The organism is Frateuria sp. GZRR35 (assembly GCF_051900415.1).
Classification (GTDB): Bacteria; Pseudomonadota; Gammaproteobacteria; order Xanthomonadales; family Rhodanobacteraceae; genus Frateuria_A.
Map to the genome: position 1 here is coordinate 189604 of NZ_JBHZGL010000002.1, position 23609 is coordinate 213212.

General features: G+C 68.5%; 28 protein-coding genes. 10 read left to right on the forward strand and 18 right to left on the reverse strand.

The window, feature by feature from the left end; all coding sequences use genetic code 11:
- Positions 1-2: 2 nt before the first annotated feature.
- Complete coding sequence (locus tag ACFWZ3_RS03410) at positions 3-788, reverse strand: tRNA threonylcarbamoyladenosine dehydratase (RefSeq protein WP_439706382.1); 786 nt, start codon at positions 786-788, stop codon at positions 3-5.
- A 137-nt stretch (positions 789-925) separates the two neighbouring features.
- On the opposite strand from ACFWZ3_RS03410, the gene ACFWZ3_RS03415 reads away from it, so the two are divergent.
- From ACFWZ3_RS03415 to ACFWZ3_RS03425, 3 genes are read left to right on the forward strand one after another with little or no spacing between them, the layout of a single operon-like run.
- Complete coding sequence (locus ACFWZ3_RS03415; RefSeq protein WP_439706383.1) at positions 926-1321, forward strand: cytochrome c; 396 nt, start codon at positions 926-928, stop codon at positions 1319-1321.
- Positions 1322-1345: 24 nt separating this feature from the next.
- Positions 1346-2710 carry a sensor histidine kinase gene (locus ACFWZ3_RS03420; protein WP_439706384.1) on the forward strand — a complete coding sequence of 455 codons (1365 nt, stop codon included), beginning with the start codon at positions 1346-1348 and terminating at the stop codon, positions 2708-2710.
- Positions 2707-3723: a response regulator gene (locus ACFWZ3_RS03425; RefSeq protein WP_439706385.1), complete on the forward strand. Its 1017-nt coding sequence runs from the start codon at positions 2707-2709 to the stop codon at positions 3721-3723. Before ACFWZ3_RS03420 ends, ACFWZ3_RS03425 begins: the two co-directional genes overlap by 4 nt.
- A gap of 82 nt (positions 3724-3805) precedes the next feature.
- Here ACFWZ3_RS03425 and ACFWZ3_RS03430 read toward each other — a convergent pair whose 3' ends face one another.
- The 6 genes from ACFWZ3_RS03430 to ACFWZ3_RS03455 all read right to left on the reverse strand — a co-directional run bounded on the left by ACFWZ3_RS03430 (position 3806) and on the right by ACFWZ3_RS03455 (position 8120).
- Positions 3806-4108, reverse strand: coding sequence for an Mpo1-like protein (locus ACFWZ3_RS03430; protein ID WP_439706386.1), 303 nt, complete (start codon positions 4106-4108; stop codon positions 3806-3808).
- A 235-nt stretch (positions 4109-4343) separates the two neighbouring features.
- On the reverse strand, positions 4344-5219 hold the full coding sequence (locus tag ACFWZ3_RS03435; protein WP_439706387.1) for a pirin family protein: 876 nt from the start codon (positions 5217-5219) through the stop codon (positions 4344-4346).
- Positions 5220-5231: 12 nt separating this feature from the next.
- Entirely contained in the window at positions 5232-6305 is a 1074-nt protein-coding gene (locus tag ACFWZ3_RS03440; RefSeq protein ID WP_439706388.1) for an NADH:flavin oxidoreductase/NADH oxidase, read from the reverse strand.
- 171 nt (positions 6306-6476) lie between these two features.
- Positions 6477-7343 carry an alpha/beta hydrolase family protein gene (locus tag ACFWZ3_RS03445; protein ID WP_439706389.1) on the reverse strand — a complete coding sequence of 289 codons (867 nt, stop codon included), beginning with the start codon at positions 7341-7343 and terminating at the stop codon, positions 6477-6479.
- A 95-nt stretch (positions 7344-7438) separates the two neighbouring features.
- On the reverse strand, positions 7439-7648 hold the full coding sequence (locus ACFWZ3_RS03450; protein WP_091333775.1) for a cold-shock protein: 210 nt from the start codon (positions 7646-7648) through the stop codon (positions 7439-7441).
- A 262-nt stretch (positions 7649-7910) separates the two neighbouring features.
- Positions 7911-8120 (reverse strand): cold-shock protein, encoded by a 210-nt coding sequence (locus ACFWZ3_RS03455; RefSeq protein WP_209614482.1) that lies wholly within the window; start codon positions 8118-8120, stop codon positions 7911-7913.
- Positions 8121-8427: 307 nt separating this feature from the next.
- Here ACFWZ3_RS03455 and ACFWZ3_RS03460 point away from each other — a divergent pair, with 307 nt between their 5' ends.
- Positions 8428-8916 carry a hypothetical protein gene (locus tag ACFWZ3_RS03460; RefSeq protein WP_439706390.1) on the forward strand — a complete coding sequence of 163 codons (489 nt, stop codon included), beginning with the start codon at positions 8428-8430 and terminating at the stop codon, positions 8914-8916.
- On the opposite strand, the gene ACFWZ3_RS03465 is transcribed toward ACFWZ3_RS03460, so the two are convergent.
- Positions 8913-10196 (reverse strand): winged helix-turn-helix domain-containing protein, encoded by a 1284-nt coding sequence (locus tag ACFWZ3_RS03465; RefSeq protein WP_439706391.1) that lies wholly within the window; start codon positions 10194-10196, stop codon positions 8913-8915. The genes ACFWZ3_RS03460 and ACFWZ3_RS03465 overlap by 4 nt on opposite strands.
- Positions 10197-10317: 121 nt before the next feature.
- Here ACFWZ3_RS03465 and ACFWZ3_RS03470 point away from each other — a divergent pair, with 121 nt between their 5' ends.
- Positions 10318-11001: a hypothetical protein gene (locus ACFWZ3_RS03470; RefSeq protein ID WP_439706392.1), complete on the forward strand. Its 684-nt coding sequence runs from the start codon at positions 10318-10320 to the stop codon at positions 10999-11001.
- A gap of 176 nt (positions 11002-11177) precedes the next feature.
- Entirely contained in the window at positions 11178-12266 is a 1089-nt protein-coding gene (locus tag ACFWZ3_RS03475; RefSeq protein WP_439706597.1) for a phospholipase A, read from the forward strand.
- Between the two features lie 91 nt (positions 12267-12357).
- Here the strand turns inward: ACFWZ3_RS03475 and ACFWZ3_RS03480 are convergent, their stop codons facing one another.
- Positions 12358-12840 (reverse strand): FKBP-type peptidyl-prolyl cis-trans isomerase, encoded by a 483-nt coding sequence (locus ACFWZ3_RS03480; RefSeq protein ID WP_439706393.1) that lies wholly within the window; start codon positions 12838-12840, stop codon positions 12358-12360.
- Positions 12841-12940: 100 nt separating this feature from the next.
- On the opposite strand from ACFWZ3_RS03480, the gene dacB reads away from it, so the two are divergent.
- On the forward strand, positions 12941-14440 hold the full coding sequence (gene dacB, locus ACFWZ3_RS03485; protein WP_439706394.1) for a D-alanyl-D-alanine carboxypeptidase/D-alanyl-D-alanine endopeptidase: 1500 nt from the start codon (positions 12941-12943) through the stop codon (positions 14438-14440).
- 83 nt (positions 14441-14523) lie between these two features.
- On the opposite strand, the gene ACFWZ3_RS03490 is transcribed toward dacB, so the two are convergent.
- Positions 14524-15009 (reverse strand): glutathione peroxidase, encoded by a 486-nt coding sequence (locus tag ACFWZ3_RS03490; protein ID WP_439706395.1) that lies wholly within the window; start codon positions 15007-15009, stop codon positions 14524-14526.
- 100 nt (positions 15010-15109) lie between these two features.
- Here ACFWZ3_RS03490 and ACFWZ3_RS03495 point away from each other — a divergent pair, with 100 nt between their 5' ends.
- Positions 15110-15241, forward strand: a complete 132-nt coding sequence (locus ACFWZ3_RS03495; protein WP_439706396.1) for a hypothetical protein — start codon at positions 15110-15112, stop codon at positions 15239-15241.
- Between the two features lie 6 nt (positions 15242-15247).
- Here the strand turns inward: ACFWZ3_RS03495 and pncB are convergent, their stop codons facing one another.
- The 8 genes from pncB to ACFWZ3_RS03535 all read right to left on the reverse strand — a co-directional run bounded on the left by pncB (position 15248) and on the right by ACFWZ3_RS03535 (position 21984).
- Positions 15248-16429, reverse strand: a complete 1182-nt coding sequence (gene pncB, locus ACFWZ3_RS03500; protein WP_439706397.1) for a nicotinate phosphoribosyltransferase — start codon at positions 16427-16429, stop codon at positions 15248-15250.
- A 46-nt stretch (positions 16430-16475) separates the two neighbouring features.
- Positions 16476-16862 (reverse strand): hypothetical protein, encoded by a 387-nt coding sequence (locus ACFWZ3_RS03505; protein WP_439706398.1) that lies wholly within the window; start codon positions 16860-16862, stop codon positions 16476-16478.
- 189 nt (positions 16863-17051) lie between these two features.
- Entirely contained in the window at positions 17052-18140 is a 1089-nt protein-coding gene (locus ACFWZ3_RS03510; RefSeq protein WP_439706399.1) for an aminopeptidase, read from the reverse strand.
- Positions 18141-18192: 52 nt separating this feature from the next.
- Positions 18193-18600, reverse strand: a complete 408-nt coding sequence (locus ACFWZ3_RS03515; protein ID WP_439706400.1) for a hypothetical protein — start codon at positions 18598-18600, stop codon at positions 18193-18195.
- A gap of 110 nt (positions 18601-18710) precedes the next feature.
- Positions 18711-19502, reverse strand: a complete 792-nt coding sequence (locus ACFWZ3_RS03520) for a hypothetical protein (protein WP_439706401.1) — start codon at positions 19500-19502, stop codon at positions 18711-18713.
- Positions 19503-19637: 135 nt separating this feature from the next.
- Positions 19638-20438, reverse strand: coding sequence for a metallophosphoesterase family protein (locus ACFWZ3_RS03525; RefSeq protein WP_439706402.1), 801 nt, complete (start codon positions 20436-20438; stop codon positions 19638-19640).
- The gene (locus tag ACFWZ3_RS03530; protein WP_439706403.1) at positions 20435-21373 is read right to left on the reverse strand and encodes a diacylglycerol/lipid kinase family protein; all 939 of its coding nucleotides are present in this window, start codon (positions 21371-21373) and stop codon (positions 20435-20437) included. The genes ACFWZ3_RS03525 and ACFWZ3_RS03530 overlap by 4 nt, the downstream gene beginning before the upstream one ends.
- Before the next feature lie 8 nt (positions 21374-21381).
- On the reverse strand, positions 21382-21984 hold the full coding sequence (locus tag ACFWZ3_RS03535; protein ID WP_439706404.1) for a rhomboid family intramembrane serine protease: 603 nt from the start codon (positions 21982-21984) through the stop codon (positions 21382-21384).
- Positions 21985-22122: 138 nt separating this feature from the next.
- Here ACFWZ3_RS03535 and ACFWZ3_RS03540 point away from each other — a divergent pair, with 138 nt between their 5' ends.
- Together ACFWZ3_RS03540 and ACFWZ3_RS03545 are read left to right on the forward strand one after the other, a co-directional pair.
- Positions 22123-23004, forward strand: coding sequence for a PhzF family phenazine biosynthesis protein (locus ACFWZ3_RS03540; protein WP_439706405.1), 882 nt, complete (start codon positions 22123-22125; stop codon positions 23002-23004).
- Entirely contained in the window at positions 23001-23465 is a 465-nt protein-coding gene (locus ACFWZ3_RS03545; RefSeq protein ID WP_439706406.1) for a YaiI/YqxD family protein, read from the forward strand. Before ACFWZ3_RS03540 ends, ACFWZ3_RS03545 begins: the two co-directional genes overlap by 4 nt.
- The last annotated feature ends 144 nt before the right edge of the window (positions 23466-23609 follow it).

Below are 23609 nucleotides of genomic sequence, written 5' to 3' on the forward strand. Positions count from 1 at the left end.
AGCTACTTCTCCAGCACTTTCTCCAAGACCTTCCCCACCGCCGCAAACGCGAACGCTCCGGTGATGTGCGTCGCCGCCCCCAACCCGCCGCCGCAGGCCAGGTTGAGTGAGTCCCCGCCCGGCGGGCGCAACCCGCACACGCTCCCATCCGGTTGCGGGTATTGCACGTTCTGCAGCGAATACACCGCCGACACGCCGAAGTAGCGGTCCGGGTTGCGCGGAAAGCTGAAATCCTGCCGGAGTTTCTTGCGGATCAGGCTGAACATCGCATCGTGCTCGGTACGCGAAAGATCGCGCACGCGGATCTGCGTCGGATCGGTGCGCCCACCGGCCGAACCCACCGTCACCATCGGCAACTTGCGCCGGCGGCACCAGGCGATCGCCTCCAGCTTCACGCGGAAGGCATCGCAGGCATCCAGCACCACGTCGTAGCCACGATCCAGCAGCTCGTCCAGCGTGGCCGTGGTGAGGAAACGCTCGATCGCCTCCAGCCGGATGCGCGGGTTGATCGCGTGCGCGCGCTCGGCCATCACGCCCACCTTGGGCTTGCCCCACTGGCCGTCCAGCGCATGCAGCTGGCGGTTGGTGTTGGACAGGCACACCTCGTCGGCATCGATCAGGGTCAACCGCCCCACGCCGCTGCGCGCCAGCGCCTCGACCGCCCAGGAGCCAACCCCGCCGATGCCGATCACACAGACGTGGGCGTTCATCAGGCGCTCGATGGTGCCCCGGCCGTACAGGCGCTCGACGCCCTCGAAGCGCTCGACCGGATAATGCGGGCCGCTCATGCGACCTGCCCGGGGACGGGGTGGATGCTGCCTGCCATCGCGTGCGGTTTCCTACGCGGAAAAGCCCATTTTACGGCTACGAAAGGCGTCGATGCTTCGGTATTCTGGCCTTTCACACTCTTCAAGGGCGGTCCACCATGAATGCACGTTCCGCACTCCTTATCCTGCTCGGCCTGGTCATCGGCGTCCTCGGTACCGTGTTTGCGATGAAGTCGCTGGGCGACCGCAATCCGATGCCGCACGCGGTGATGACGGTGATGGGCCATCACATGGGCGCGCTCGGCCAGGCGGTCAAGTCCAAGCAGTGCGACGCCGCGCAGGTCAACGATCACCTCTTGCGCCTGCAGTCCACCGCGTCGGACATCCCCACCGCCTTCCCTGGTGCGGAACAGGACTTCCTCGACCATTCCAACCGCCTGCGGACCGCCCTGCAGGGCGCCGTGCAGGCGCACCCGACCGACTGTGCCGCGCTCGCCCAGGCGGTCAAGCCGGTGAACGACGCCTGCAAATCCTGCCACCAGCAATACCGGTAAACCGAACCCGCACGGCCGGATGCCATGTCGACGCCAGGGATGACCCACGCACCGCACCGCCGCCGTTCCCGGCTGCAGCAGTTGCGGCGGCGGGTGGACAACGCGATGTTCACCCGGGCGCGCTACTCGCAGCCGATGATGCCGGTGATGTGCCTGCTCGGCGGCCTGTTCATGCCGCTGTACTGGTTCCTGTGGACCTACGTGCTGCCGCAGCCCTACAGCAACCTGGGGCTGCACGCGGCCGGGTGCGTGGTGCTGTTGCCGCTGGCGCTGCAGCGCTGGTGGCCGCGTTCGTTCAAGCCGTGGTTGCCGCTGTACTGGTACGCGGTGATCACGTTCGTGCTGCCGTTTTTCTTCGGCTACCTGTTTCTGCGCAACGGCGGCACGATCGTCTGGATGGGCGCGCACCTGTTCTCGATCTTCATCACGATGATGTTGTTCGACCTGGCGAGCTTCGCGCTGATCTACAGCCTCGGCACGGCGTTCGCCGCGCTGGCGTTCCAGCTCGGACCGCACGACGTGTGGCCATTGCACGCGCTGCTGCAGTACGCGCCGGTGCTGGCGCTGACGCTGATCCTGGGACCGCTGGCCAGTCTCTCGCAGAAGTTTGCCGACGAAGCCAAGGTCAAGGCGCTGATCGGCGCCTCCAACAACATCGCGCACGAGCTGCGCACGCCGCTGGGTTCGGTGCAGATGGCCGGTCGCGCGATCGGCCGGTACCTGCCCAACCTGCTGGAGAGCCACCGAGTGGCCGAGCGCGCCGGCCTGCCGGTGGCCGCGCTGCGCGGGCCGCACCTGCAGGCGCTGCAGCGCGGCATTGCGGTGATCGAGCACGAGGTCAACCACGCGCACACCGTGATCGACATGCTGCTCATGGCCGCCAAGCCGATGGGCACCCTGCAGTTCGAACCACTGCACGTGCGCGCCTGCGTGGCGCAGGCGCTGGCGCGCTATCCGTACGCCTCGCAAGCCGAACGCGAGCGCGTGCAGCTGTCGACCGAACCGACCGACTTCGTGCTGATGGGCTCGGAAACGCTGCTCACCCATGTGCTTTTCAACCTGCTGCGCAATGCGCTGTTCCACACCGGCCGTGCCGGCAAGGGTGAAATCCACGTGAGCCTGGACAGCGACAGCAGCGGCCACTGCATCCGCGTTCGCGACACCGGGCCGGGCATTCCGCCGGACGTGCTGCCGCGCATCTTCAACCGCTTCTATTCCCACAGCGACGGGCGGGACGGCACCGGGCTGGGCATCGGCCTGGCCTTCTCGCAAAGTGCCGTCGAACGCATGGGCGGGCGCATCAGCTGTCGCTCACACTGGGGCGAATACACCGAATTCTTCGTGACGTTTCCGCCATACGTGCCATCTGGACAGGGACTTTCGGCATGAGCATCGACTTCCACGGCGACATCCTGCCGTTCCACTTCCCCACCACCACGCTACTGGTGGACGACCACGAGAAATACCTCGACAGCATGCCCCTGCTGCTCGACCCGAGCCTGCGCCTGCGCAGCTACAGCTCGCCGCGCCGGGCGCTGGCCGAGCTGGGCAGCCACGGTATCCGCGCGGTGCCGGGCGGCGGCTGGATGTACCACTGGAAGGACCGCTCCTCGCAGACGCGGGAACTGGTCGCGCTGGACATCGATTCGATCCATCGGGTGATGTTCGACCCGGAGCGTTTCGCCGAGGTGTCGGTGGTGGTGGTCGACCTCACCATGCCGGAGATGGACGGCATTTCGTTCTGCCGGGAACTGGCCAACCCGCACATCGGCAAGATCCTGCTCACCGGTACTGCCGACGACTGCACCGCGATCGAAGCGTTCAACGCGGGCGTGATCGACCGCTTCATCCGCAAGAGCGATCCGCAGGCGATCGACAAGCTGCAGCTGGGCATCCGCGCGTTGCAGCGACGCTACTTCGAGCGCGTGGGCGGTTTCGTCGCCGAGGCGCTGGCGCTGGGCAACGTGCGGTTCCTGCGCGACAAGGCGTTCCAGCAGGCGTTCCGTGGCCTGGTCGGCGACTTCCCGGCAGTGGAGTGCTACCTGCACGTCAACCCGACTGGCATGCTGCTGCTGGACGAGCGTGGCCGCGGGCGATTCGTGCTGATCCAGACCGACGAGGACCTGCGTGCGCATTACGAGATCGCCAGCGACCTGGGTGCCCCGGCCGAACTGCTGGCTGCGCTGCGCGAGGGCGACCGGCTGCCCTGGTTCGGCGAGGGCGACGGCTACTACCGCGAGGGCATCCGCGACGCGGAAGCGCTGCTGCATCCGGCGGTGACGGTGCGCGGCGAGCAGTGGTATCACCTGGCGCTGATCGAGGACGTCTCGCGCTTCCAGCTCGGCAAGCTGCGCAACTATCACGACTGGCTCGGCGAACAGGACCAGGCGCTGGGCGCCTGATGACTTCGTGGGGTGGGCTTTGAACCCACCATGGCATCGGGCGGTGGGCTGAAGCCCACCCTGCGCCATCCACGGACGGGCGCTACATCCGCTGGCGACCGCGCAGGATGTCCCAGTACATCACCCAGTCGCCGGCCAGGCTGTAGAGCGGGTGGCGGAAGGTCGCCGGACGGTTTTTCTCGAACATGAAGTGGCCGATCCAGGCAAAGCCGTACCCGGCCAGCGGCACCAGCCACAACCAGCGTGCGTCGCGGGTCGCGATCGCCACGACGATCACCAGCAGCACCAGCGTGCTACCGGCGAAATGCAGCCGACGGCAGGTCCGGTTGCGGTGTTCGCTGAGGTAGTACGGGTAGAAGTCGCGGAAGCGGGCGAACTCGGACATGGTGGCGACAACGTTCCGGCAGGTGGTGCGACGAGCGTGCGCTTAGCCGGTAGCAGGTTCAAGCCGTAGCCGCCAAACCTCCGTGCGGCAGAGCGCAAGCGTGTCGCGCTGCAGTCAAAGGCAAGCCAGGGCGGGGAAGCGTCCGCACAGTCGCTTCGACTCTTCGCTCACCGGTGGCGAGCCACGCTCAGCGCGGACGGTTGTTCGGCTGGCCCGAACCGGGCTCCGGTTCCCATCAGTGCTCCGGCAGCGGAATGAACTCCTTGTCGTCGCCCGGCACCACGCCAAAGTGCCCGGCCACCCAGTCCGACTTCGCCCGCTCGATGCGCTCGCGTGAGCTGGCGACGAAGTTCCACCACAGGTGCCGTTCGCCATCCAGCGGCGCGCCGCCGAACAGCATCAGCCGGCTCGGCGCCCGCGCACGCAGCGGCGCCGCGACGCTGCCGCCCTGCACCGCCATGCGGTCGGCGCCGACCACGACCTCGCCCCACTGGACTTCGCCCTCGACCACGTAAACGCCCCGTTCGGCGTGCTCGCCCGGCCAGTCCAGCGTGGCACCTTCGGACAGGTTGGCCTCGATCAGGAACATCGGCGCGAACACCTTCACCGGCGAACGCTCGCCGTAGGCAGAGCCCGCGATCAGCAACAGGTCCGCGCCATCGCGGCGGATGCGTGGCAATTCGTCCGCGCCGTGGTGATGGAACTCCGGCGCCACCTCGGCGTCCTCGCGCGGCAGCGCCACCCACAGCTGGATGCCGTGCAGGCGCTGGCCGTCGCGACGCTCGTCGGGCGGCGTGCGTTCGGAATGCACGATGCCGCGGCCGGCCGTCATCCAATTGACCTCGCCCGGGCGGATGTCGGCCAGGCTGCCGAGGCTGTCGCGGTGGCGGATCGCGCCCTCGAACAGCCAGGTGATGGTGGCCAGGCCGATATGCGGATGCGGCCGCACGTCCATCCCCTTGCCGGGCGCGAAACCGGCCGGTCCCATGTGGTCGAAGAACACGAACGGGCCGACGTGCCGCGCCAGCAGCGCGGGCAACAGGCGACGCACGGTGAAGCCGTCGCCCAGGTCGTGTTTGCGGCCTTCGATCAGTCGTGGCGTGTGGTCCATGCTCGAGCTCCGCTACCAGGCGCGCTGGTACTGTACCGGCGCAACCAGCGATGCGCCCAGCTCCTGTGCCGCGCGGCGCGGGAAGTACGGGTCGCGCAGGCTCTCGCGGGCGATCAGTACCAGGTCGGCTTCGCCCTTCTCGATGATGCCGGCCGCCTGTGCCGATTGGGTAATCAACCCCACGGCGCCGGTGGGGATGTCGGCCTCGCGCCGGATACGCGCGGCGAACGGCACCTGGTAGCCGGGGCCGACCGGGATCTTCACGTGCGGCACCAGGCCGCCGCTGGACACGTCGATCAGGTCCACGCCCAGCGGTTTGACTTCGCGCGCAAGGCGCACGCTTTCCTCCGCGCTCCAGCCGTGCACGCCGTCTTTCCCGGAAACCCAATCGGTCGCGGAGATGCGCAGCCACAGCGGCAGCGATTCCGGCCACACCTCGCGCACCGCTGCCAGCACCTCGCGCACCAGCCGCGTGCGGTTCTCGAAACTGCCGCCATGAGCGTCAGTACGATGGTTGCTGAGCGGCGAGAGGAACTGATGCAGCAGGTAGCCATGCGCGGCATGCACCTCGACCAGTTGGAAGCCCGCGGCGAGCGCGCGCTTTGCAGCCGCGCGGAAATCGTCCACCACCTTGCGCAAACCCGCCTCGCCCAGCGCCTGCGGCGTGTGCCAGCCCTGGTCGAAGGGGATCGCCGAAGGCGCCACCGTGGTCCAGTCGCCATGCCCTGCCGGGAGCGGACCGCCGCCCTCCCACGGACGCTGCGCGCTGGCCTTGCGCCCGGCATGCGCGAGCTGCACGCCGGCCACGGCGCCCTGCCTGCGAATGAAGGCGGTGATCGGTTGCCAGGCGGCCACCTGCGCCTCGTTCCAGAGGCCGGTGTCGCCGGGCGAGATGCGCCCCTCCGGCGAAATCGCCGTGGCTTCGGCGACCACCGCCGCCGCTCCGCCCACCGCACGGCTGCCCAGATGCACCAGGTGCCAGTCGTCCGGCACGCCGTCGATGGCCGAGTACTGGCACATCGGTGCGACGACGATGCGGTTGCGCAGTGTCAGGCTGCGCTGCGCGAAGGGGGTGAACAGTTCCATGCGATGGCCTTGCGGCGAGACAAGCCCATCAGATGACGCCGTGCGGGGCCCGCTTCAAGAGGCGGGTTCCATCGCCCTCCTCCGGGGCCTGAGCCACGAGGTCTTCTGTAGGAGCGCACCCGTGCGCGACCGTGATCGCCATGCTTCGGGCGGTCGCGCACGAGTGCGCTCCTACAGGGGTTGCGGGCGTGGAACCAGCCACGCGTTGATGTGCGCGGCTACCGGGTCGGGCGTCTTCATCCAGCCAAAATGGTCGGCCGGGCCGTGCAATTCGTCGGGACCGAGCACCTCGCGCGTGATGCGCGCGTGCGGCAGCTTGCCCAGCAGCCATTCCAGCGAGGCGGCAGGGCCCAGCCAGTCGTCGCGCAGGCGCACGGCCAGCACCGGGCCGGCGAAGGCCGCCATGCCTGCCTCCAGGTCGCCCATGCCCGCGGCCGCGTAATGGCCGGTGCGGCCCGTGCGCGCCCAGTCGTCGATCACCCCACGCGCCTCGTTTCCACCGAAGCCAATGCGGCGCCCGGGGAAATGCCCGGACAGCCGGGCCAGCACAGGCGCCGCCATGTAGGACGCGCCGATCAGCCAGGCGTGGCGGAAGTTTCTCCAGTACGGCGCACCACTGGCCACCAGCGCCAGCCCGGCAGTCTCCGCGGGGCGCGCGCCGGCATACATGGCGGCCAGTTGTCCGCCGAGGCTGTGGCCGCCCAGGTAGCTGGTCGTCCCGGGCCAGGCCGCGTGCACAGCGGCGAGTCCACGGGGTAAGTCGTCCTGCAGCAGGGTGCGGTAGCTCCAGTCCTGCCGCCGTCCCGCACGCTGGTCGCTGGAGCCGATGCCGCGCCATTCGTGCAGTGCCACCGCCGTGCCGCGCCCTGCCAGCGACTGGGCCAGCGGCAGGTAGTGCTTCGCCGGCACGCCCATCGCGGGGAGCCAGTAGAGCCAGCGGCCTTGCGCCGGTTCGCCGACCAGCAGCAGCTCGCTGGCCGCGCCATCGGCGGCCGTCACGCGTTCGATGCGCACGGTGTCGTCGGGATCGGCTTTCATCGGTTCGCGCCCAAAAGCCACAGGCTAGCGAAGCGCCGGCGCGCGCACAAAAAAAGGCCGGCTTGCGCCGGCCTTTGGCAAACGTTCGATCCGCCTCAGGCCGGGGCGACTTCGTCCGCCTGCAGGCCCTTCTGGCCCTGCACGACCTTGAAGCTCACCTTCTGGCCTTCTTTCAGGCTCTTGAAGCCCGTTCCGCTGATGGCGCGGAAATGCACGAAGACGTCGGGGCCACTCTCCCGGCTGATGAAGCCAAAGCCCTTGGCGTCGTTGAACCACTTGACGGTGCCAATCTCACGATCCGACATGACTCACTCCGTTCTGCACGATGCTGAGACAAGTCGACCTCCCCTTTGGCCGACGACTTACTGGGCATGCAGGGAGCGGGTGGAGCGAGGCGCGATTCGTCGAATCGGCGCTTCGGGGCACGCACGTGGACCGAGCAGACACAGTGCCCCAAGCATAACGGAAATTTCCTGAAAGCAAGGGGTGCCTGAAGGCCCACTTTCCAGGCACGAAAAAAGCCGGGCATCGCTGCCCGGCTTTTCGTGGCTTTGCGGAAAAGACCGCTTAGGCCGGCATGACCTCGTCGGCCTGCAGACCCTTCTGGCCCTGCACGACCTTGAAGCTGACCTTCTGGCCTTCCTGCAGGCTCTTGAAGCCGGTGCCGCTGATGGCACGGAAATGCACGAACACGTCCGGGCCGTTGTCGCGGCTGATGAAGCCGAAGCCCTTGGCGTCGTTGAACCACTTGACGGTACCGATCTGACGATCAGACATGAAACACTCCACTAGGTTGAATCAAAGAGACTCGACCGCCGCAACACGCGGGGCCGACTTACTGGTGTGCAAGGAAAACCCTAGGGGTGATTCGATGAAGCGCCGGTCGGCGGCATCGGGCCACATGACTCTGGTGACCCCGGCAAACACAGTGGGCGCATCATAGCCGGTTACCGATCGCCTGTGCGACCGTCAAGCTGAATGACGCGCGGCCTTGTTCCGCCGGGAAAATTTCAGATTTCCTTCACGGTGCCGTTTGTCTAGTGTCGAGGTCGCCAGCCGCACTGCAGCCACAGGAATGCACGCCATGAAGCTCGCCCTCCCGCGCCTGACCATCGCCCTGCTCGGCGCCGGCCTGTTGCTGGCCGGTTGCGCCAACCACCCGGCACGCTCGGGCCCGGCCAGCCAGCCCCAGGCAACCGGCGAGGCTCGACCGGCACCCGCCACGCAGTCCGGCGAAAGCCGGCAGACCCGCACCGGCAACGAGGAGCGCGGTACGGCCCCGAGCCCGGCGGAGAAAGCGGCCTTGCCGGAAACCACCGGCGTCCCTGCATGCGACGACTATCTGGCCAGCTACGTCGCCTGCCACCAGGCCGCGCAGATCTACAAGCCGGATCAAATCCAGGGTCGCTACGAGGCGATGCGCACCAGCCTGCTGCGCGACTCGCAGGACCCGAAGATCCGCCCCAACCTGGCCGCACGCTGCAACTCGCTGGCGAGCCAGCTACGCCAGGCGCTGCACGGCAAGTCCTGCCAGTCCGCTCCGGCCGCCTCGGGCAGCCAGGCCGGCGACTAACCGGCCAACCCGGCGCTCTTCCAATGGGCGCGCACGGCGCGCCCGAAGGCGGCCGGTTCGCTGCGTTCCAGCCGAAGCGCCGGCGTCCCGTGCCATTGCGCGGTACGCGCGATCGCATCGGCCACATCCCCGGCCAGTCGTGGTGTGGCCTCCTGGCCGGCCTCCAGGAACAACGCCTTGATCTCGAACACGCCCTCGCCGCGATGTGCCTTGGCGTCCAGCCGTCCTACCAGACTGCCGCGATGCAGGATCGGCAACACGTAATAGCCGTAGCGCCTTTTCGGTGCGGGCGTGTAGCACTCGATCGCGTATTCGAAATCGAACATGGCCTGCGCGCGGGCACGGTCCCAGACCAGCGGGTCGAATGGCGAGAGCAGGGTCGTGTGGGTCGCCCGCAGCTGGCCTGCGCGCACCTTGTCCAGCAGCGGCGCATGGTCGCGGTGGACGTAGCCCGGCGCGCTCCAGCCCTGCACCGGAACCATCATCAGCTCGCCCGCGGCGACCAGCGGCGCCAGTTCGGCGTCGTCCACCGCGGGCTTGAGCCGGTAGTAATCGGCAATCCAGCGCGCCTGGGTGATGCCCAGCGCGCGCACGCTGTCGAGGATGAAGCGCTGGCGCAGGCCGGGGGTGTCCAGCGGGCTCGGCACGAAGGGAGGATCGAGTTTCTCCAGCACGCGGCCGGCCAGGTCGTACACGCGCTGGAAGCGCTCGCGCCGGGGAATCATCAGCTCGCCCAGCGCGAACCAGGCTTCCAGCCAGCGCTTTTCCGGCTTCCATTCCCACCAGCCGCTGACGCCGCGGTCGGCACGCGGAAAGTCGGCCGCACGCACAGCGCCCTGCGTGCGGATCCGTTCCAGCAGTCCGTCCATGTCGGCGCGGTGGTCGCGATGCATGCGCGCCGCGTGGCGATGCGCCCAGTGCGCGCCACGCTCGCGCCATGCGCGGTGCAGGGGCAGGTCCGCCGCAGGCACGAAGCAGGCCTCGTGCGCCCAGCACTCAGCGATGCGCCCCTGCGCCAGCGCCTCGTCGAGCCAGCTGCCGTCGTAATGGCCCAGGCGCGCGTGCAGCACCAGGTAGGGGCTGCGCGCCACGACATGGATGGAATCGATCTGCAGCAGGCGCATCTGCTCGATCGCCGCCACCACGTCGCCCGGACGCGGGCGCCGGCCCAGCGGCCGCAGCAGGCCCTGTGCGGCCAGATGCAGGCGACGGGCCTGGGCCAGGCCCAGCGGTGCCGTTTGGCTGGATAAAGCGGGAGACAACGTGGTCTGGGACTTCACGGAACCCTGCTGCGCAAGATGAGGCCGCGTTTACAAATCGTTTGTTAGCGTGCCGGAAGCGCGGCGGCCCCATCGATTGTTCCAAGCCCGCGCCCCCGCATTCTGGCATGGAGTATCGATGATGAAATTCCGCAAGCCATGGCTGTCCGCGCTCGTCGCCGGTTCGCTGCTCGCGTCCGGCGTACTGATGGCGCAGGACGTTCCCACGCCCCCGACGCCGCCCCCGCCGCCGTCGGACCCGAGCAACCCGGCGCCGCCGCCGCCGACTACCCCGATGCCGCCGCCCCCGGCCGGCGCACCGCAGTCGAACATGCCGCCGACGCCCCCGCCGCCGCCCGACCCCAATACCACCCCGCCGGCACCGCCGACCAGCTCGGGCATGCAAAGCATGCCGCCGCCGGCATCCAGCGCGCCGCCGCCCATGGGCAATGACTCGGGCGGCATGAACGGCAACCCGGGCATGAACAATGGCATGGACCACGGCAACATGGACGCCAACGGCAACATGAATGCCAATGGCAACGCGAACGGCAACATGAACGCCAACGGCAACATGAGTGGCGGCATGAACGGCGCGGGCATGAACGCCGGTGGCAACGCCAACGTGCAATTCAAGTCCTCGATGCCGCCGGCCTCCTCCGCCGGACCGGCGCCCGACTTCAGCCAGCTGGCCAACGGCAAGAAGTCGATCACCATGCAGGAAGCCGCCAGCTACCCGCCGCTGGCCAACGATTTCGGCTATGCCGACAAGAACGGCGACGGCCGCGTTACCCAGCGCGAGTACGAGGCCTGGCAGTCCCACTGAGTTTTCGCGCGACACTCCCCTCGCCGGCCTCGCGGCCGGCTTTTTTTTGCCCGCCGGGCCGGGCGGCCGTTCCCCCTCCTGGCATCGCCCGCAACGACGGCCTGTCCGCCCGTCACGGCCGGTTGGGCCATCGCTCGCTAGACTTCGCGCCTTTGCCCCAGGAAGCGACGCCCTTGATCAAGCACGGTACGACCGCGGTGCTCGCGGCACTTGGCGGGCTCTGGGTTTGCGCGGCGCACGCGCAGAACCCCGACCCGATGGACATCCGCGCCTGCACCGCCATCGAAAGCGACGCGCAGCGGCTGGCCTGCTACGACCACGCCACCGGCCGCGTGAACCTGCCGGTGGCGCAGAAGCGCGTCGACGAGGAAACCGTCCTGCCGAGCGTATTCGGCCACGACCGCAACCCCGGCCAAGTCGCCACGCAGGAGAACCCGGAGGTGTCCGCGCCGCTGTCCCTGCTGGACAGCCGCTGGGAGCTTTCGCCCGAGGCCAAGCTGGGCACGTTCAACGTGCGCGGCTACAAGCCGGTCTACCTGCTGCCGGTGTTCGCCACCAGCAACCAGAACGAGCGTCCGCAGAGTCCCAATCCGCTCAACACGGTGACCACGCCGGAGCGGCTGGACAACGTCGAGGCCAAGTTCCAGCTCAGCCTGAAGACCAAGCTGTGGCAAGGCGTGTTCGGCGACACCGGCGACCTGTGGCTGGGCTATACCCAGTCCTCCCGCTGGCAGGTCTACAACGACCGCCTGTCGCGTCCGTTCCGCGAGACCAACTACGAACCCGAGGCGATGCTGGTCTTCGACACCCATTACGACCTGCTGGGCTGGGATGGTCGCCTGCTGGGCATCGGCATCAACCACCAGTCCAACGGTCGCTCCAACCCGCTCTCGCGCAGCTGGAACCGGGTGATCGCCGACATCGGCTTCGAGCGCGGCAACTGGACCGTCATGCTGCGGCCGTGGTGGCGCATCCCCGAAAGCGGCAGCGACGACAACAACCCGGACATCAACGACTACATGGGCCGCGGTGAAGTGCAGATCGTGCACGAATGGAACGGGCAGGAATTCGGCATGTTGCTGCGCCACTCGTTCCGCGGCGGCAGCCGCAGCCATGGCGCCGCGCAGTTCACCTGGAGCTTCCCGCTGGCCGGCAACCTGCGCGGCTACATGGAGCTGTTCAAGGGCTACGGCGAAAGCCTGATCGACTACAACCACAACGCCACCTACCTGGGTCTGGGCGTGTCGCTGCTGGACTGGTACTGAAAATGCAGGAGCCCGCTTGCGGGCGGTGCTCTTCGGCGAGAGCCGAAGGGCATCGCCCGCAAGCGGGCTCCTACAAGGGTGGTGCCGGTGCTTAGTGGTCGTGGCCGCCCGGGCCGTGCACGTGGCCGTGCTGAAGCTCTTCCGCACTGGCCTCGCGCACGTCGGTCACCTCGACGTTGAAGTGCAGAGTCTGCCCGGCCAGCGGGTGGTTGCCGTCGATGTGCACCTTGTCGTCGTCCACGCGCACCACGGTCACGTTGATCGCGCCCTGCGGGCCGCGGCCCTGGAACTGCATGCCGGGCTGGATGTCCTCCACGCCCTGGAACGCCTCGCGCGGCACTTCCTGCATCAGCTCGGCATGGCGCGGACCGTAGCCTTCCTCCGGCGACACGTCGACCTTGAACTGGTCGCCCGCCTGGCGCCCGGCCATCACCTTCTCCAGGCCCGGCACGATCTGGCCGGTACCGTGCAGGTAGGACAGCGGCTCGCGTCCCTCGGAGCTGTCGATGACGCGTCCCTCGTCGTCGGTCAGCGTGTAGTGGAAAGAGGCGACGGTGTTGTCTGCGATCTGCATGGCACTCTCGTTGTCGGTGAATGGGCCAGCTTAACAGGTCGGGGTCGAGGCCCCGTCACACCGGCCTGCGCCGTTGCCGGGCGATTGCGATACTGCGGGGATGAAGCTTCTCCGCCTGATTCCCCTGCTCGCCCTCGCACTGGCTCCGCTGCACGCGGTCGCCATGGACCTGCCCGCCACGCGCGCGGCGATCGACGCACACCTCGCCCAACCGCGCTTCGCCGCCGCGCGCTGGGGCATTGCGGTGGTGTCGCTCGACAGCGGTCGCACCCTGTATGCGCACGATGCCGACAAGCTGTTCCTGCCCGCGTCGACCGCCAAGCTGTACACCGCGGCGCTGGTGCTGAACGGGCTGGATGCAAGCTACCGCATCCCCACCCGCGTGCTCGGCCCCGCTCCGGGAAAGCGCGGGCGCGTGCAGGGACCGCTGGTGCTCTACGGCATGGGCGATCCCTCGCTGGGTGCCGACCCGTCCACCGCGGACTGGGCCGACGCGCTGACCGATCAACTGGCGGCCAGGGGCGTGCGCCGCGTACAGGGCGATCTGGTGGCCGATGCCAGCTACTTCGCCGGACCGGCGATCGGCGACGGCTGGGAAGCCACCGACCTGCTCGCCGGCTTCGCCGCGCCGGCCTCGGCACTGAGCGTGTACGAGAACCAGCTGCGGCTGATCGTGACGCCGGCGGCGCGCACGGGCGAACCGGCGCAACTGGCGTTCGAGCCGCCCGCCGCGGCGATGCCGCTGGACGACCGCCTGCTCACTGGCACCGCGGACGACATCAATCTCTACCGCGCGCCGGGCAGCGAGCTGTTGCACGCCTTTGGGTCCATCCCGGCGCAGTCACGGCCGCGCCGTTTCCGGCTGGCCATGGCCGATCCGGCCCAGGTGGCCGGCCAGATGCTGCTGCAGTCGCTGCAGCGACATGGCATCACGGTCGATGGCGAAATGCGCGTGCGGCGCTGGCCGCAGCCGCAGGATACGGCGCTGCGGGCAGGCACCATCGTGCTGGCGCAGGTGCAATCCCCACCGCTCGCCACGCTGCTGCGCGAGGGACTGAAGCGCTCGCAGAACCTCTACCTGCAGAACCTGCTGCAGCTGGCCGGTACGCGCGCCCATGCCGCGGCAACGGACGACCCGCTCGCGCCGTCCGGCTTCCTGGGTGCGGCCGACTGGGGTATCCACGCGTTGCGCCAGTTGCTCGACCGTATCGGTATCCCGCCGTCGGCCAGCCTGGTCGGCGAAGGCACCGGACTCTCCCGCCGCGACCTCACCACCCCGAACGCGCTCGTCCGCCTGCTCGCCTTCCTCGCCAACGGCCCGGACGCCGCCCGCGTGCGTGACATGCTGCCGGTGGCCGGCGTCGACGGCACGCTGGCCTCGCGCATGCGCGGCACGCCGGCCGCGGGCAACGTGCACGCCAAGACCGGCAGCATGACGTATGTGAACTGCCTGGCCGGCTACGTCACCAGCGCAGCCGGCGAGCACCTGGCGTTCGCGATCCTGCTCAACGACTACGTGCCGCCGGAGGGCAAGTCGGCCAGCGCTGAGGTCGATACGATCGCCATCCTGCTGGCCGGACTGGACGAGCGCAGCCTGTAGGAGCGCACCCTGTGCGCGACCGCCTTGTCCTTCGCAACGGGTACATGGCGGTCGCGCACAGGTGCGCTCCTACAGGGATGAGGTCAGCTTGTGATCCGTCGCGCCAGATCGGCTTCGATCTTCTCCGGCGTATCGGTCGGCGCGTAGCGCCTGACGACCTGCCCTTCGGGATCGACCAGGAACTTGGTGAAGTTCCACTTGATCGCCTCGCTGCCGAGCACGCCCTTGCCCTCGCGCTTGAGCCAGCGATAAAGCGGATGCGCACCGGCCCCGTTGACCTCCACCTTGGCGAACAACGGGAAGCTGACCTCGTAGTTGAGGCTGCAGAACTGGCGGATCTCCGCCTCGTTGCCCGGCTCCTGGTGCCCGAACTGGTCGCAGGGAAAGCCGAGCACGGTCAGCCCGCGCTCTTGCCACTGCCGGGACAGCGCCTCCAGCCCGGTGTACTGCGGGGTGAAGCCGCACTTGGAGGCGACGTTGACGATCAGCAGCCAGCGCCCGCGCCACTGTGCGAGCGAGCGCTCCTGGCCGTCGATATCGCGCGCGGAAAAATCGTAGACGCTGCTCATGCAAAGGCTCCCATAAGGTGTCGGCGAGTCTACGCCGGCCGCGGCATATGCACATGAGCGATGGTCATTTCCCGCCCGGCGCCACGGAGACGATGCTGCGATGATGCACCTGATCCTTTCTTCCCTGATCGCGCTCGCCACGCTCGTGCTGCTGGCCTACGCGGCGTGCCGCGAGGCGCCGCGCCGGCAGGTGCGCGTGCGTGCAAGGCGCGACCGCCACATCGGCCTGTAGCCCGCCTCAAGCCTCCGGCGGAATGTCGAACACCTGCCGCAGGTAGGTGACATATGCCGGGTCGTCGCACATGTTCTTGCCGGGCGAATCGCTGAGCTTGGCCACCGGCTGGTCGTTGCAGCGGACCATCTTGATGACGATCTGCAGCGGCGTGGGCCCTACATCGTTGGTCAGGTTGGTGCCGACGCCGAAGGCGAGCTGGCAGCGCCCGCGGAAATGGCGGTAGAGCTGCATCACCCGCGGCATGTCCAGCGCGTCGCTGAACACCAGGATCTTGGTGCGCGGATCGACGCGGTTGGCGCGGTAATGCGCCAGCACTTTCTCGCCCCAGTCGAACGGGTCGCCCGAGTCGTGCCGGGTGCCATCGAAGAGCTTGCAGAAATACATGTCGAAGTCGCGCAGGAACGCGTCCAGGCCGTAGACGTCCGACAGCGCGATGCCCAGGTCGCCCCGGTATTCCTTCGCCCAGGTCTCCAGCGCCACGCGCTGCGAATCGCGCAGCCTTGGTCCCAGCGCCTGGTGTGCCTGCAGGTATTCGTGCGCCAGCGTGCCCAACGGAGTGAGGCCGAGCTTCCACGCCATCCAGACGTTGCTGGTGCCGGCCAGTTGCTCGCCCAGGCCATCGCGCAGGGTGCGCACCACCTCCTCGTGCCAGTCGCGCGAGAAGCGCCGGCGGGTGCCGTAGTCGGCGATGCGGCAGTCGGCGTACTCGGGATCCGCGCGCAGCAGCTCGATCTTGGCCTTCAGGCGTGCGCGGCCTTCGGCGAGGCCGAGGCCGGGCCGCGTGTTGCGGAAATAGACCTCGTTGACGATCGCCAGCAGCGGGACCTCGAACAGGATCGTGTGCAGCCACGGGCCGCAGATGCGGATCTCGATCTCGCCGTTGGCCGCTGGCGAGGGCGTGATCTCCACGTACTTTGCGTTGAGCTGGAACAGCCCGAGGAAATCGACGAAGTCGCTCTTGATGTAGCGCCAGCCACGCAGGTAGTCGAGCTCCTCGGGCGTGAAGCGCAGACGGCACAGCGCGTCGAGCTCGGCGCGGATCTCGTCGATGCAGGGCACCAGGTCGATGCCCGGATTGCGGCACTTGAAGCGGTACTCCACGTGCGCAGCCGGATAGTGGTGCAGCACCACCTGCATCATCGAGAACTTGTACAGGTCGGTATCGAGCAGGGACTGGACGATCATGCGCTGGCCTGGCGGGACCCGGCGCGAAGCCGGATCGGAACACGCATTATCCCTGCGCCGGCGCCAGCGCGGCGAGTTGCGCGTCGATCGCGCGCACGAAGGCATCCGCACCCGGCCAGCTGGTGATGCGGCCGAGCTTGCGCGTGCCGGAAAATACGAAGAACGCCGGGATGCCGTGCAGGCCGAAGCGCGTGGCCATGCCGGGATCCTCGTAGACGTTGTCGTGGAGCCAGCGCACGCGCGGCCACTGGAAGCGCTCGCGCGCCAGCAACATGGCGCGCTTGGCGATGTCGCAGTTGGGGCAGTCGCGGCCCCACAGGAACAGGATGGTCAGGTCATCGACCGGCTCGGCCAGCGTGGCATCCAGCTCGGGCTCGCGCACGCGGCGCATGGGGAACTGCTCGAAGAATTGCGCAACGGTGGTGTCGGCCATGGTCCCGAGGTTGGGGCGTGGGTGGCAGGTGCCAAGGTCCGGCGCGGGCATGCTCAGGTGTCGCGTGGATTCCGCTCCGCTCGAACCTCATCGGCCTGCCGGCCGTCTGCCTCCGCGGGCGAGCGGGACGACAGGGCGGCCAGCTTGCTGCTCAGGTTGAGCGCAGGTCGAGGCCGGAGTCGAAGGTCCCTACTCGCTCGCAGGCCCGACCGGCTTCGACGCGGCAGCGAGGCGTTCGAGTGCCCGCGTCCGCTCGGCCACAGGCTTGTCAGCCAGCGCACCGACCGCGGCATAGAACGCGCCCCAGTCCCGCTCCGAGCGCCCGAACAGCACCGCGAAGGCGCCGGTCCAGCGGTCGTACAGGCCAAAGGGCAGCAACTTGGCGTTGTTTATCGGCGCAGCCACCCAGGCGTCGTAACGCGCGTCGCCGGACCCGCGGCTGTCCCGCCACTGCGCATAGCGACGGCGGAAGGCTTCGATCTGCGCCTGCTTGCCGCGCGCCAGCGAGGCCTGGTCGTCCGTGCTCGCGTACAGCGCCTTCAGGCGCTCGCGCAGGTCCAGCACCAGCGTGGTGAAGTCCTGCGCCATCGCCTGGTCGCGTGGATCGGGCGGCGGCAAGCCACGCGCCTTGCGCCACTCGCGCAGGCCCTCCTGCTCGACGAAGCTGGCAAACGATTCGTTGAAGGCCGTGTCGCCCTTCACGTACAGCCGCTGGTGCGCGAGCTCGTGGAAGATGGTGCCGGCCAGTTCGTCGTCATCCCAGCGCAACATGCTCGAGACGATCGGATCGGCGAACCAGCCCAGCGTCGAATAGGCCGGCACCGGCCCGATCCACACATCGTCGCCCTGCGCCTTCAGTTCCGCCGCGCGGACCTGCGCGCGGGCCTGCTCGAAGTAGCCCCGGTAGGCCACGCAGCCGGCGATCGGAAAACACTGGGGCAGCGCGTCCACCGAATAAGGCAGCGTGGCAAAGACGTTCCAGGCCACGTAGGGTCGATGCAGGTCTACATAGCTGGTGTAGCTGCGGTTGTCCGGCAGCGCCAGCGCAGCCGAGGCGAACCGCCGCGCCTGTGCGGCCAGGCGCAGGCGGCGCGCCAGCTGCGGATCGGTGGCCGGGTCGCGCACCACCTTGGCGATCGGCCGCCGGTGTATGAGCAACGACGCCTGCCCATGCGCCACGTGGGCGTAATAACGCAGGCTGCCGCAGCCCCCGAGCAGAAGGCACAACACGAAAGCGACCAGGCGCGCGGCGCGCCCGCGAAGGGACGGAAAAGCCATGCCGCGATTGTGCCAAGCGAACGCTTCCGGCACGAGGCGCGGCTAACGCCGGTCAGTCTCGGTCGTGACCACGCCGTCCGTGCGAATCGTGGCGGTCATGGCCATGGTCGTCCCGGCCACGCCACGAGTGGCGGTCATGCCGGCCATCGCGATACCCGTGCCGATCACGGCTCCAGTCACGCCCACGGTAATGGTGCGAGTCCCGATGCCAGGTACCGCTGATGCCGACGCTCACCCCGGATGAATAGCAGCAACCATAGCCCCAGCCGGGTCCGTAGTAGCTGCCGTAGCCGCCGTAGCCGTAATAGTCCGGCTCGTAGATGACCGACGGGCCCTCGCCGTAATAGGCATCGCCCTGGTAGCCGTTGCCGCGCACGTAGCTGTACCCAGGGTCGTAGTAACAACCCGACAGCGCCGCCGTGCCAAGCACCAGCGCCAGTCCTGCAAGCATGCGTTTCATGGGCTCAACCTCCGTGACTGCTGTCACGCAGGCCACGCTAGTCGCGGCGGTTTGAATGCGCCCTTAAGCGCCGCGCCCGGCGGATGCACGGGCGCGGCGAGGGAGCGACGTCAGATCTTGGCGCCGCGCTGGCCGGTGTGCACCGGAATGGTGGTCTTGGGCGCATCGGTAGGAAGCTGCGGGCTCTCGGGCGTATGGATGGCCGATTCGCCATGCGGCTGCGACTGTCCATCCGCTGGACGCCCCGATGCCTGACGCGTGCGCTTCTGCTTGGCATCGAGCAAAGCCTGGATGTGCGCGACCGCTTCTTCCGGACTGATGTGCTGGGTCGAAGGCGCGGCCTTGCGCGGTGCTGCCGCCTTGCGCGGAGAGGCACTCGGCCGGCTCGCCTTGCCCGCGGGACCGGCTTTCTTCGCTGCCGGCTTGCTCATGGACTTCGCCCCGGCGGTGGTGCCCGATGGCGCCTTGCGCGTGGCCGACTTCTTCGGCAGCGCCTTGGGCGCCGTCTTCCGGGCCGCGTTCGGCGTGGTCTTCCTGGTGGCGGCTTTTTTCGCTGCAGCTTTCTTCGGTGCGGCTTTGGCGACCGCTTTCCTGGCGGCGGCCTTCTTGACCGCGGCTTTCTTCGGCACCGCCTTCTTTGCCGTTGCCTTCTTCAGTACGGCCTTCTTTGCAGTGGCCTTCTTCGGCGCCGCCTTCTTCACTGCGACCTTCCTGGCGGCCGTCTTCTTCGATGCGCCCGCGGACTTGCCGGCAGCCTTCTTGGCGGCCGGGCGAGAAGCGGTGCGGTTGATCGGTGTCTTGATGCCGGCCTTGGCGGCGGCGGTCTTCTTCGTCGCCTTGCTTCCGGCGGCTGCCTTCTTTGCCGCGGATTTCTTCGCGGCCGACGTGCGGGTCGTTGCCATGCGTCATCACTCCTGCGGTGGTCGGTGCAGCCTTGCCCGCATGCTTCAGCCAAGCGGCGGAAAGACCTGCACGTCCAGTATTGCGCGGGCGTCCTCCGCTGTCATGCGCGATTGCGGCATGAAGCGTCGCGCGATTCAGGGTGCATGCGGGACGCGCAGCGCGAGATCCTGCCGCTGGTGGCAGGCGAAGACACCGCACGTGGCATCGTAGTCCCAGCGCTCGGCCGCGCAGGCATCGGCGGCCACGCGATGGAGCACATTGATCGAATTGGGGATGCCACCGCGTACCCGATGCGACACCGCGGTGCCGGCCTGCACCACCCACAGGGGGCGGCCGCCAGGCGCCGGCAAGGGGCGGACGTAAGGCAGATGGATGTGGCCCCCCAGCACCAGTTGCGCGCCGGCCGCCGCCCACGCATCGGCCGCCTGCGCGTGGCCGCGCAGCAGGTTGCCCCGGTCGGATGACTCGATCACCGCCATCGGCTGGTGCACCACCACCACCCGCAGTTGGCCCGGTGCTGCCTGGCGCAGCCGCGCCGCCACCCGTTCGATCTGCGCCGGCGACACCTCGCCCTGCTTGTGGCGCCACCAGCGCGTGGTATTGACCCCCAGCACCAGCCATTCGGGCGACGACCACGCCGGCTCCAGTTCCTCGCCGAACGCCGCGCAGTAGCGTGCGTAAGGCGCCCGCAGGCGGGTAGCCAGGGCGTACAGCGGAATGTCGTGGTTGCCGGGGATCGCCAGGAACGGCGCCGGCAGGCTGGCGACGAACGCGCGCGCCGCGGCGAACTGCGCCGGTCGCGCGCGCTGGGTCAGGTCACCGGACAGCACCACCAGCGCCGGACGGCGCTCATGCACCAGTTGCCGCAGCGCCTCCAGCACCGGCGCCCGCTCGGTGCCGAAATGCGAGTCGGACATGTGCAGCAACAGGCTCACGGGTGCCGGTCCCGCGGTACCAGCAACCGCAGCGGCTGTGGCGCGACCCGGAAGCGCAACGGCAACGGCAGGCGGACGATCTCGCCGTCGATGGCGAGCTTCAGCTCCCGGCGTCGCGGCAAGGCCACTTCAAGTTCGGTGAAGGCGAAGCTGTCGACTTTCTCCACGTCGCCCAGGTGCCCGAACAGCCCGCGCACCGCCGTCAAGATCATGCGCCAGCGCGCCAGCGGCGGCAGCACGATGCCGACCAGCGCGCCATGGCTCACCGCGGCGGCTTCGGGAATGCCGATGCCCTCCAGTTGCAGGCGGTTGTCGCCCACCACCAGCGTGGTGCTGCGCCGCATGTGCTGCTGGCCGTCCTCGTTGAGCGTCAACCGCAGATCCGGGTAATTGCCGAGCAGCGCGCGCAAACCGGACAGCAACGCAACCAGGCGGTGGCGGCCGAAGCGCCGCTTGTCCTGCTCGCGCCGTTCGAGCAGTTCCGGATAAAGCCCCAGGCTCGCGTTCACCAGGAACACGCGGTCGTTGACCATGCCCACCTGCACCGGCGTTTCCTGCGCGTCGAGCAAGCCCCGCATGCCCGCATCGGCATCGGCTTCGGGAAGGCCATGGCAGCGGCCGAAGAAGTTGAACGTACCTTGCGGCAGCACGCCCAGCGGCAGGCCGGCTGGCAGCACGGCCTGGACGACCGCGTTGATGGTGCCATCGCCGCCGGCCACGACCACCGCCCCGCCCTGCGCCCGGGCCGCCGCGGCCGCCTGCTCCGCCATCTCGCCCAGGTGCCGCGGGTGTTTCGCGCAGAACAGCCGGTAGGGATGCCCCGCGGCATCGAGCGTGCCGCGGATGGCCCGTTCCGTCGCGCCGGCGTCGCCGCTGCCGGAGCGGCGGTTGAGCACCACGAAGAACGGTCGTTGGCGGTCTGGCGCCGGGGGCATGGACCTCCCTACATGCGTGGGTTGGAAAGCTCCGCAAGGAAGTGAGTAAACACCCTGGGCTCTATCAGCAGGGTGAAGACCACGCCGAAGGCCGCACCCCACAGATGCGCGCTGTGGTTGATGTTGTCGCGGCCGGTGCGGTCCATGTAGATCGAATAGCCGACGTAAAGCACGGCATACAGCACGGCCGGCATCGGCAGCACGAACACGATGATTTTCGACCAGGGCGCCAGCAGCACGTAAGTGAACAGCACCGCCGACACCGCGCCGGAGGCACCGAGGCTGTGGTAGTTCGGGTTGCGGCGGTTCTTGATGTAGGTGGGCAGGATCGAAACCACCAGCGCGGCGATGTAGAACAGCACGAAGCCCAGCCGGCCCAGTTCGGCGGCATAGAACTGCTCGATCAGCCGTCCGAAGAAGAACAGCGTGATCATGTTGAACAACAGGTGGCCGAAGTCCGCGTGCACCAGCCCGTAGGTCACCAGGCGGTGGTACTCGCGATGGCGCTGGATCGCAGGCGGCCAGAGGATCAGGTTATCCAGCAGTTTCGGCTTGTTGAAGGCCAGGAACGAGACGACGCAGGTGATGGCGATGATGGCCAGGGTGATCATGAGCGCTGGGGCTTCCTGAGCAACGGGCGGACCGTCCATCTTGGCGTCACCCTTGCGCCTTGTCGACTCGCGCGGCCACGGGTGCGACATCAAGGCGTATCATGCGCGGCTTTATCCGCCCGCTCCCCACGGACACGCATGGAACCGATCCGCTATCTCCATCTGGACGTCTTTGCTGCCACCTGCGGCGGCGGCAACCACCTGGGCGTGGTGACCGACGCGCGCGACTGGAGCGACGATGAGATGCAGCGCTTCGCGCGCTGGACCGCGCTGGTGGAAACCACGTTCCTGCTGCCGCCGTCGACGCCACAGGGAAGCTATCGCGTTCGTATTTTCACGCCGCAGCACGAGATTCCGTTTGCCGGCCATCCCAGCGTCGGCAGCGCGCACGCGGCGCTGGCCTGCGCACTCGCACAGCCGGTTGATGGCCTGCTCTGGCAGGAATGCGGCGCCGGAGTGTTGCCGATTCGCGTCGAAGGCGAGGGTGAGTCGCGCGACCTCCTGCTGAAATCGCCCGGCGAGCGGGTGCTCGCCACCGGCCGTGATGCGCACCCGCTGCTGGAAGCCACGCTTGGCGGCATCGAGCTGGGCATGCTGCCGCCGGCGCTGGTCGACGGCGGGCGCCGCTGGTGGCTGGCCGAGGTCGCCGACGAGGCGAGCCTGCGTGGCTGGCTGCCCGACCACAGCGCCATCGGCGCGCTGGCCCGCGCCACCGGCAGCATGGGCCTGTGCGCATTCGCACGCAGCGCGTCGGGTGACTACCAACTGGTGGTGCGCGCCTTCCCCGCCGGCGTGGGTATCGTCGAGGACCCGGCTTCGGGCGCCGCCAACGGCCTGATCGCCGCGTACATCGCCCAGGCCGAGCCGCACGGTGCGCTGGCGCGCGGCTACGCGATCAGCCAAGGTCGCGAGATGGGCCACGACGCGCGCCTGCTGGCCCGCATCGAGCCGGACGCGATCTGGGTCGGTGGGCGCGCGCGCACGGTCGTCGACGGTTTGCTCCACTGGAACGACGCGTGAGCGGCACGCCGCAGATCTGGGTCGATGCCGACGCCTGCCCGGGGCCGATCAAGGACATCCTGTTCCGCGCCGCCGAGCGCGCGCAGGTGATGGTCACGCTGATCGCCAATCAGATGCTTCGCACGCCCTCCACGCGCTGGGTGCGTGCGATCCAGGTGGCCGGCGGGTTCGACGTGGCCGACAACGAGATCGTGCAGCGCCTGGCCGCGGGCGACCTGGTGGTGACGCAGGACATCCCGCTGGCCGCGCAGGCCATCGACAAGGGCGCGCTGGCGCTGCACCCGCGCGGCGAGCTGTACACGCGCGAGACCATCGCGCAGCGGTTGTCGATGCGCAACTTCATGGACGAGCTGCGCGGCGCCGGCGTGGATACCGGCGGCCCGGCGGCGTTCCATGCGCGCGACCGGCAGGCCTTCGCCAACCAGCTCGACCGCTGGCTGCAGCAACGGCCGAAGCCGTAACCGCGGCAAAACCCGCACATGTAGGAGCGCCCTTGGGCGCAACCGCCATTCAGAGCCTGGGCGGTACAAGCGCCCAAGGCGAAAAGGCCGCTGTGCGAGATGGGTCCGTGCAGCGTGTCTGCTGCCCTAGCCCCCGGTCGCGCC

Bases quoted from the DNA above. Each gene is read 5' to 3' on its own strand.
- ACFWZ3_RS03515 (WP_439706400.1), bottom strand. From the start codon at position 18,600: ATGAAACGCATGCTTGCAGGACTGGCGCTGGTGCTTGGCACGGCGGCG.
- ACFWZ3_RS03410 (WP_439706382.1), bottom strand. From the start codon at position 788: ATGAGCGGCCCGCATTATCCGGTCGAGCGCTTCGAGGGCGTCGAGCGC.
- ACFWZ3_RS03420 (WP_439706384.1), top strand. From the start codon at position 1,346: ATGTCGACGCCAGGGATGACCCACGCACCGCACCGCCGCCGTTCCCGG.
- ACFWZ3_RS03505 (WP_439706398.1), bottom strand. From the start codon at position 16,862: ATGGCCGACACCACCGTTGCGCAATTCTTCGAGCAGTTCCCCATGCGC.
- ACFWZ3_RS03540 (WP_439706405.1), top strand. From the start codon at position 22,123: ATGGAACCGATCCGCTATCTCCATCTGGACGTCTTTGCTGCCACCTGC.
- pncB (WP_439706397.1), bottom strand. From the start codon at position 16,429: ATGATCGTCCAGTCCCTGCTCGATACCGACCTGTACAAGTTCTCGATG.
- ACFWZ3_RS03435 (WP_439706387.1), bottom strand. From the start codon at position 5,219: ATGGACCACACGCCACGACTGATCGAAGGCCGCAAACACGACCTGGGC.
- ACFWZ3_RS03460 (WP_439706390.1), top strand. From the start codon at position 8,428: ATGAAGCTCGCCCTCCCGCGCCTGACCATCGCCCTGCTCGGCGCCGGC.
- ACFWZ3_RS03470 (WP_439706392.1), top strand. From the start codon at position 10,318: ATGAAATTCCGCAAGCCATGGCTGTCCGCGCTCGTCGCCGGTTCGCTG.
- ACFWZ3_RS03415 (WP_439706383.1), top strand. From the start codon at position 926: ATGAATGCACGTTCCGCACTCCTTATCCTGCTCGGCCTGGTCATCGGC.
- ACFWZ3_RS03425 (WP_439706385.1), top strand. From the start codon at position 2,707: ATGAGCATCGACTTCCACGGCGACATCCTGCCGTTCCACTTCCCCACC.
- ACFWZ3_RS03445 (WP_439706389.1), bottom strand. From the start codon at position 7,343: ATGAAAGCCGATCCCGACGACACCGTGCGCATCGAACGCGTGACGGCC.
- ACFWZ3_RS03490 (WP_439706395.1), bottom strand. From the start codon at position 15,009: ATGAGCAGCGTCTACGATTTTTCCGCGCGCGATATCGACGGCCAGGAG.
- ACFWZ3_RS03495 (WP_439706396.1), top strand. From the start codon at position 15,110: ATGATGCACCTGATCCTTTCTTCCCTGATCGCGCTCGCCACGCTCGTG.
- ACFWZ3_RS03450 (WP_091333775.1), bottom strand. From the start codon at position 7,648: ATGTCGGATCGTGAGATTGGCACCGTCAAGTGGTTCAACGACGCCAAG.
- ACFWZ3_RS03455 (WP_209614482.1), bottom strand. From the start codon at position 8,120: ATGTCTGATCGTCAGATCGGTACCGTCAAGTGGTTCAACGACGCCAAG.
- ACFWZ3_RS03430 (WP_439706386.1), bottom strand. From the start codon at position 4,108: ATGTCCGAGTTCGCCCGCTTCCGCGACTTCTACCCGTACTACCTCAGC.
- ACFWZ3_RS03535 (WP_439706404.1), bottom strand. From the start codon at position 21,984: ATGATCACCCTGGCCATCATCGCCATCACCTGCGTCGTCTCGTTCCTG.
- ACFWZ3_RS03520 (WP_439706401.1), bottom strand. From the start codon at position 19,502: ATGGCAACGACCCGCACGTCGGCCGCGAAGAAATCCGCGGCAAAGAAG.
- ACFWZ3_RS03530 (WP_439706403.1), bottom strand. From the start codon at position 21,373: ATGCCCCCGGCGCCAGACCGCCAACGACCGTTCTTCGTGGTGCTCAAC.
- ACFWZ3_RS03480 (WP_439706393.1), bottom strand. From the start codon at position 12,840: ATGCAGATCGCAGACAACACCGTCGCCTCTTTCCACTACACGCTGACC.
- ACFWZ3_RS03440 (WP_439706388.1), bottom strand. From the start codon at position 6,305: ATGGAACTGTTCACCCCCTTCGCGCAGCGCAGCCTGACACTGCGCAAC.
- dacB (WP_439706394.1), top strand. From the start codon at position 12,941: ATGAAGCTTCTCCGCCTGATTCCCCTGCTCGCCCTCGCACTGGCTCCG.
- ACFWZ3_RS03510 (WP_439706399.1), bottom strand. From the start codon at position 18,140: ATGGCTTTTCCGTCCCTTCGCGGGCGCGCCGCGCGCCTGGTCGCTTTC.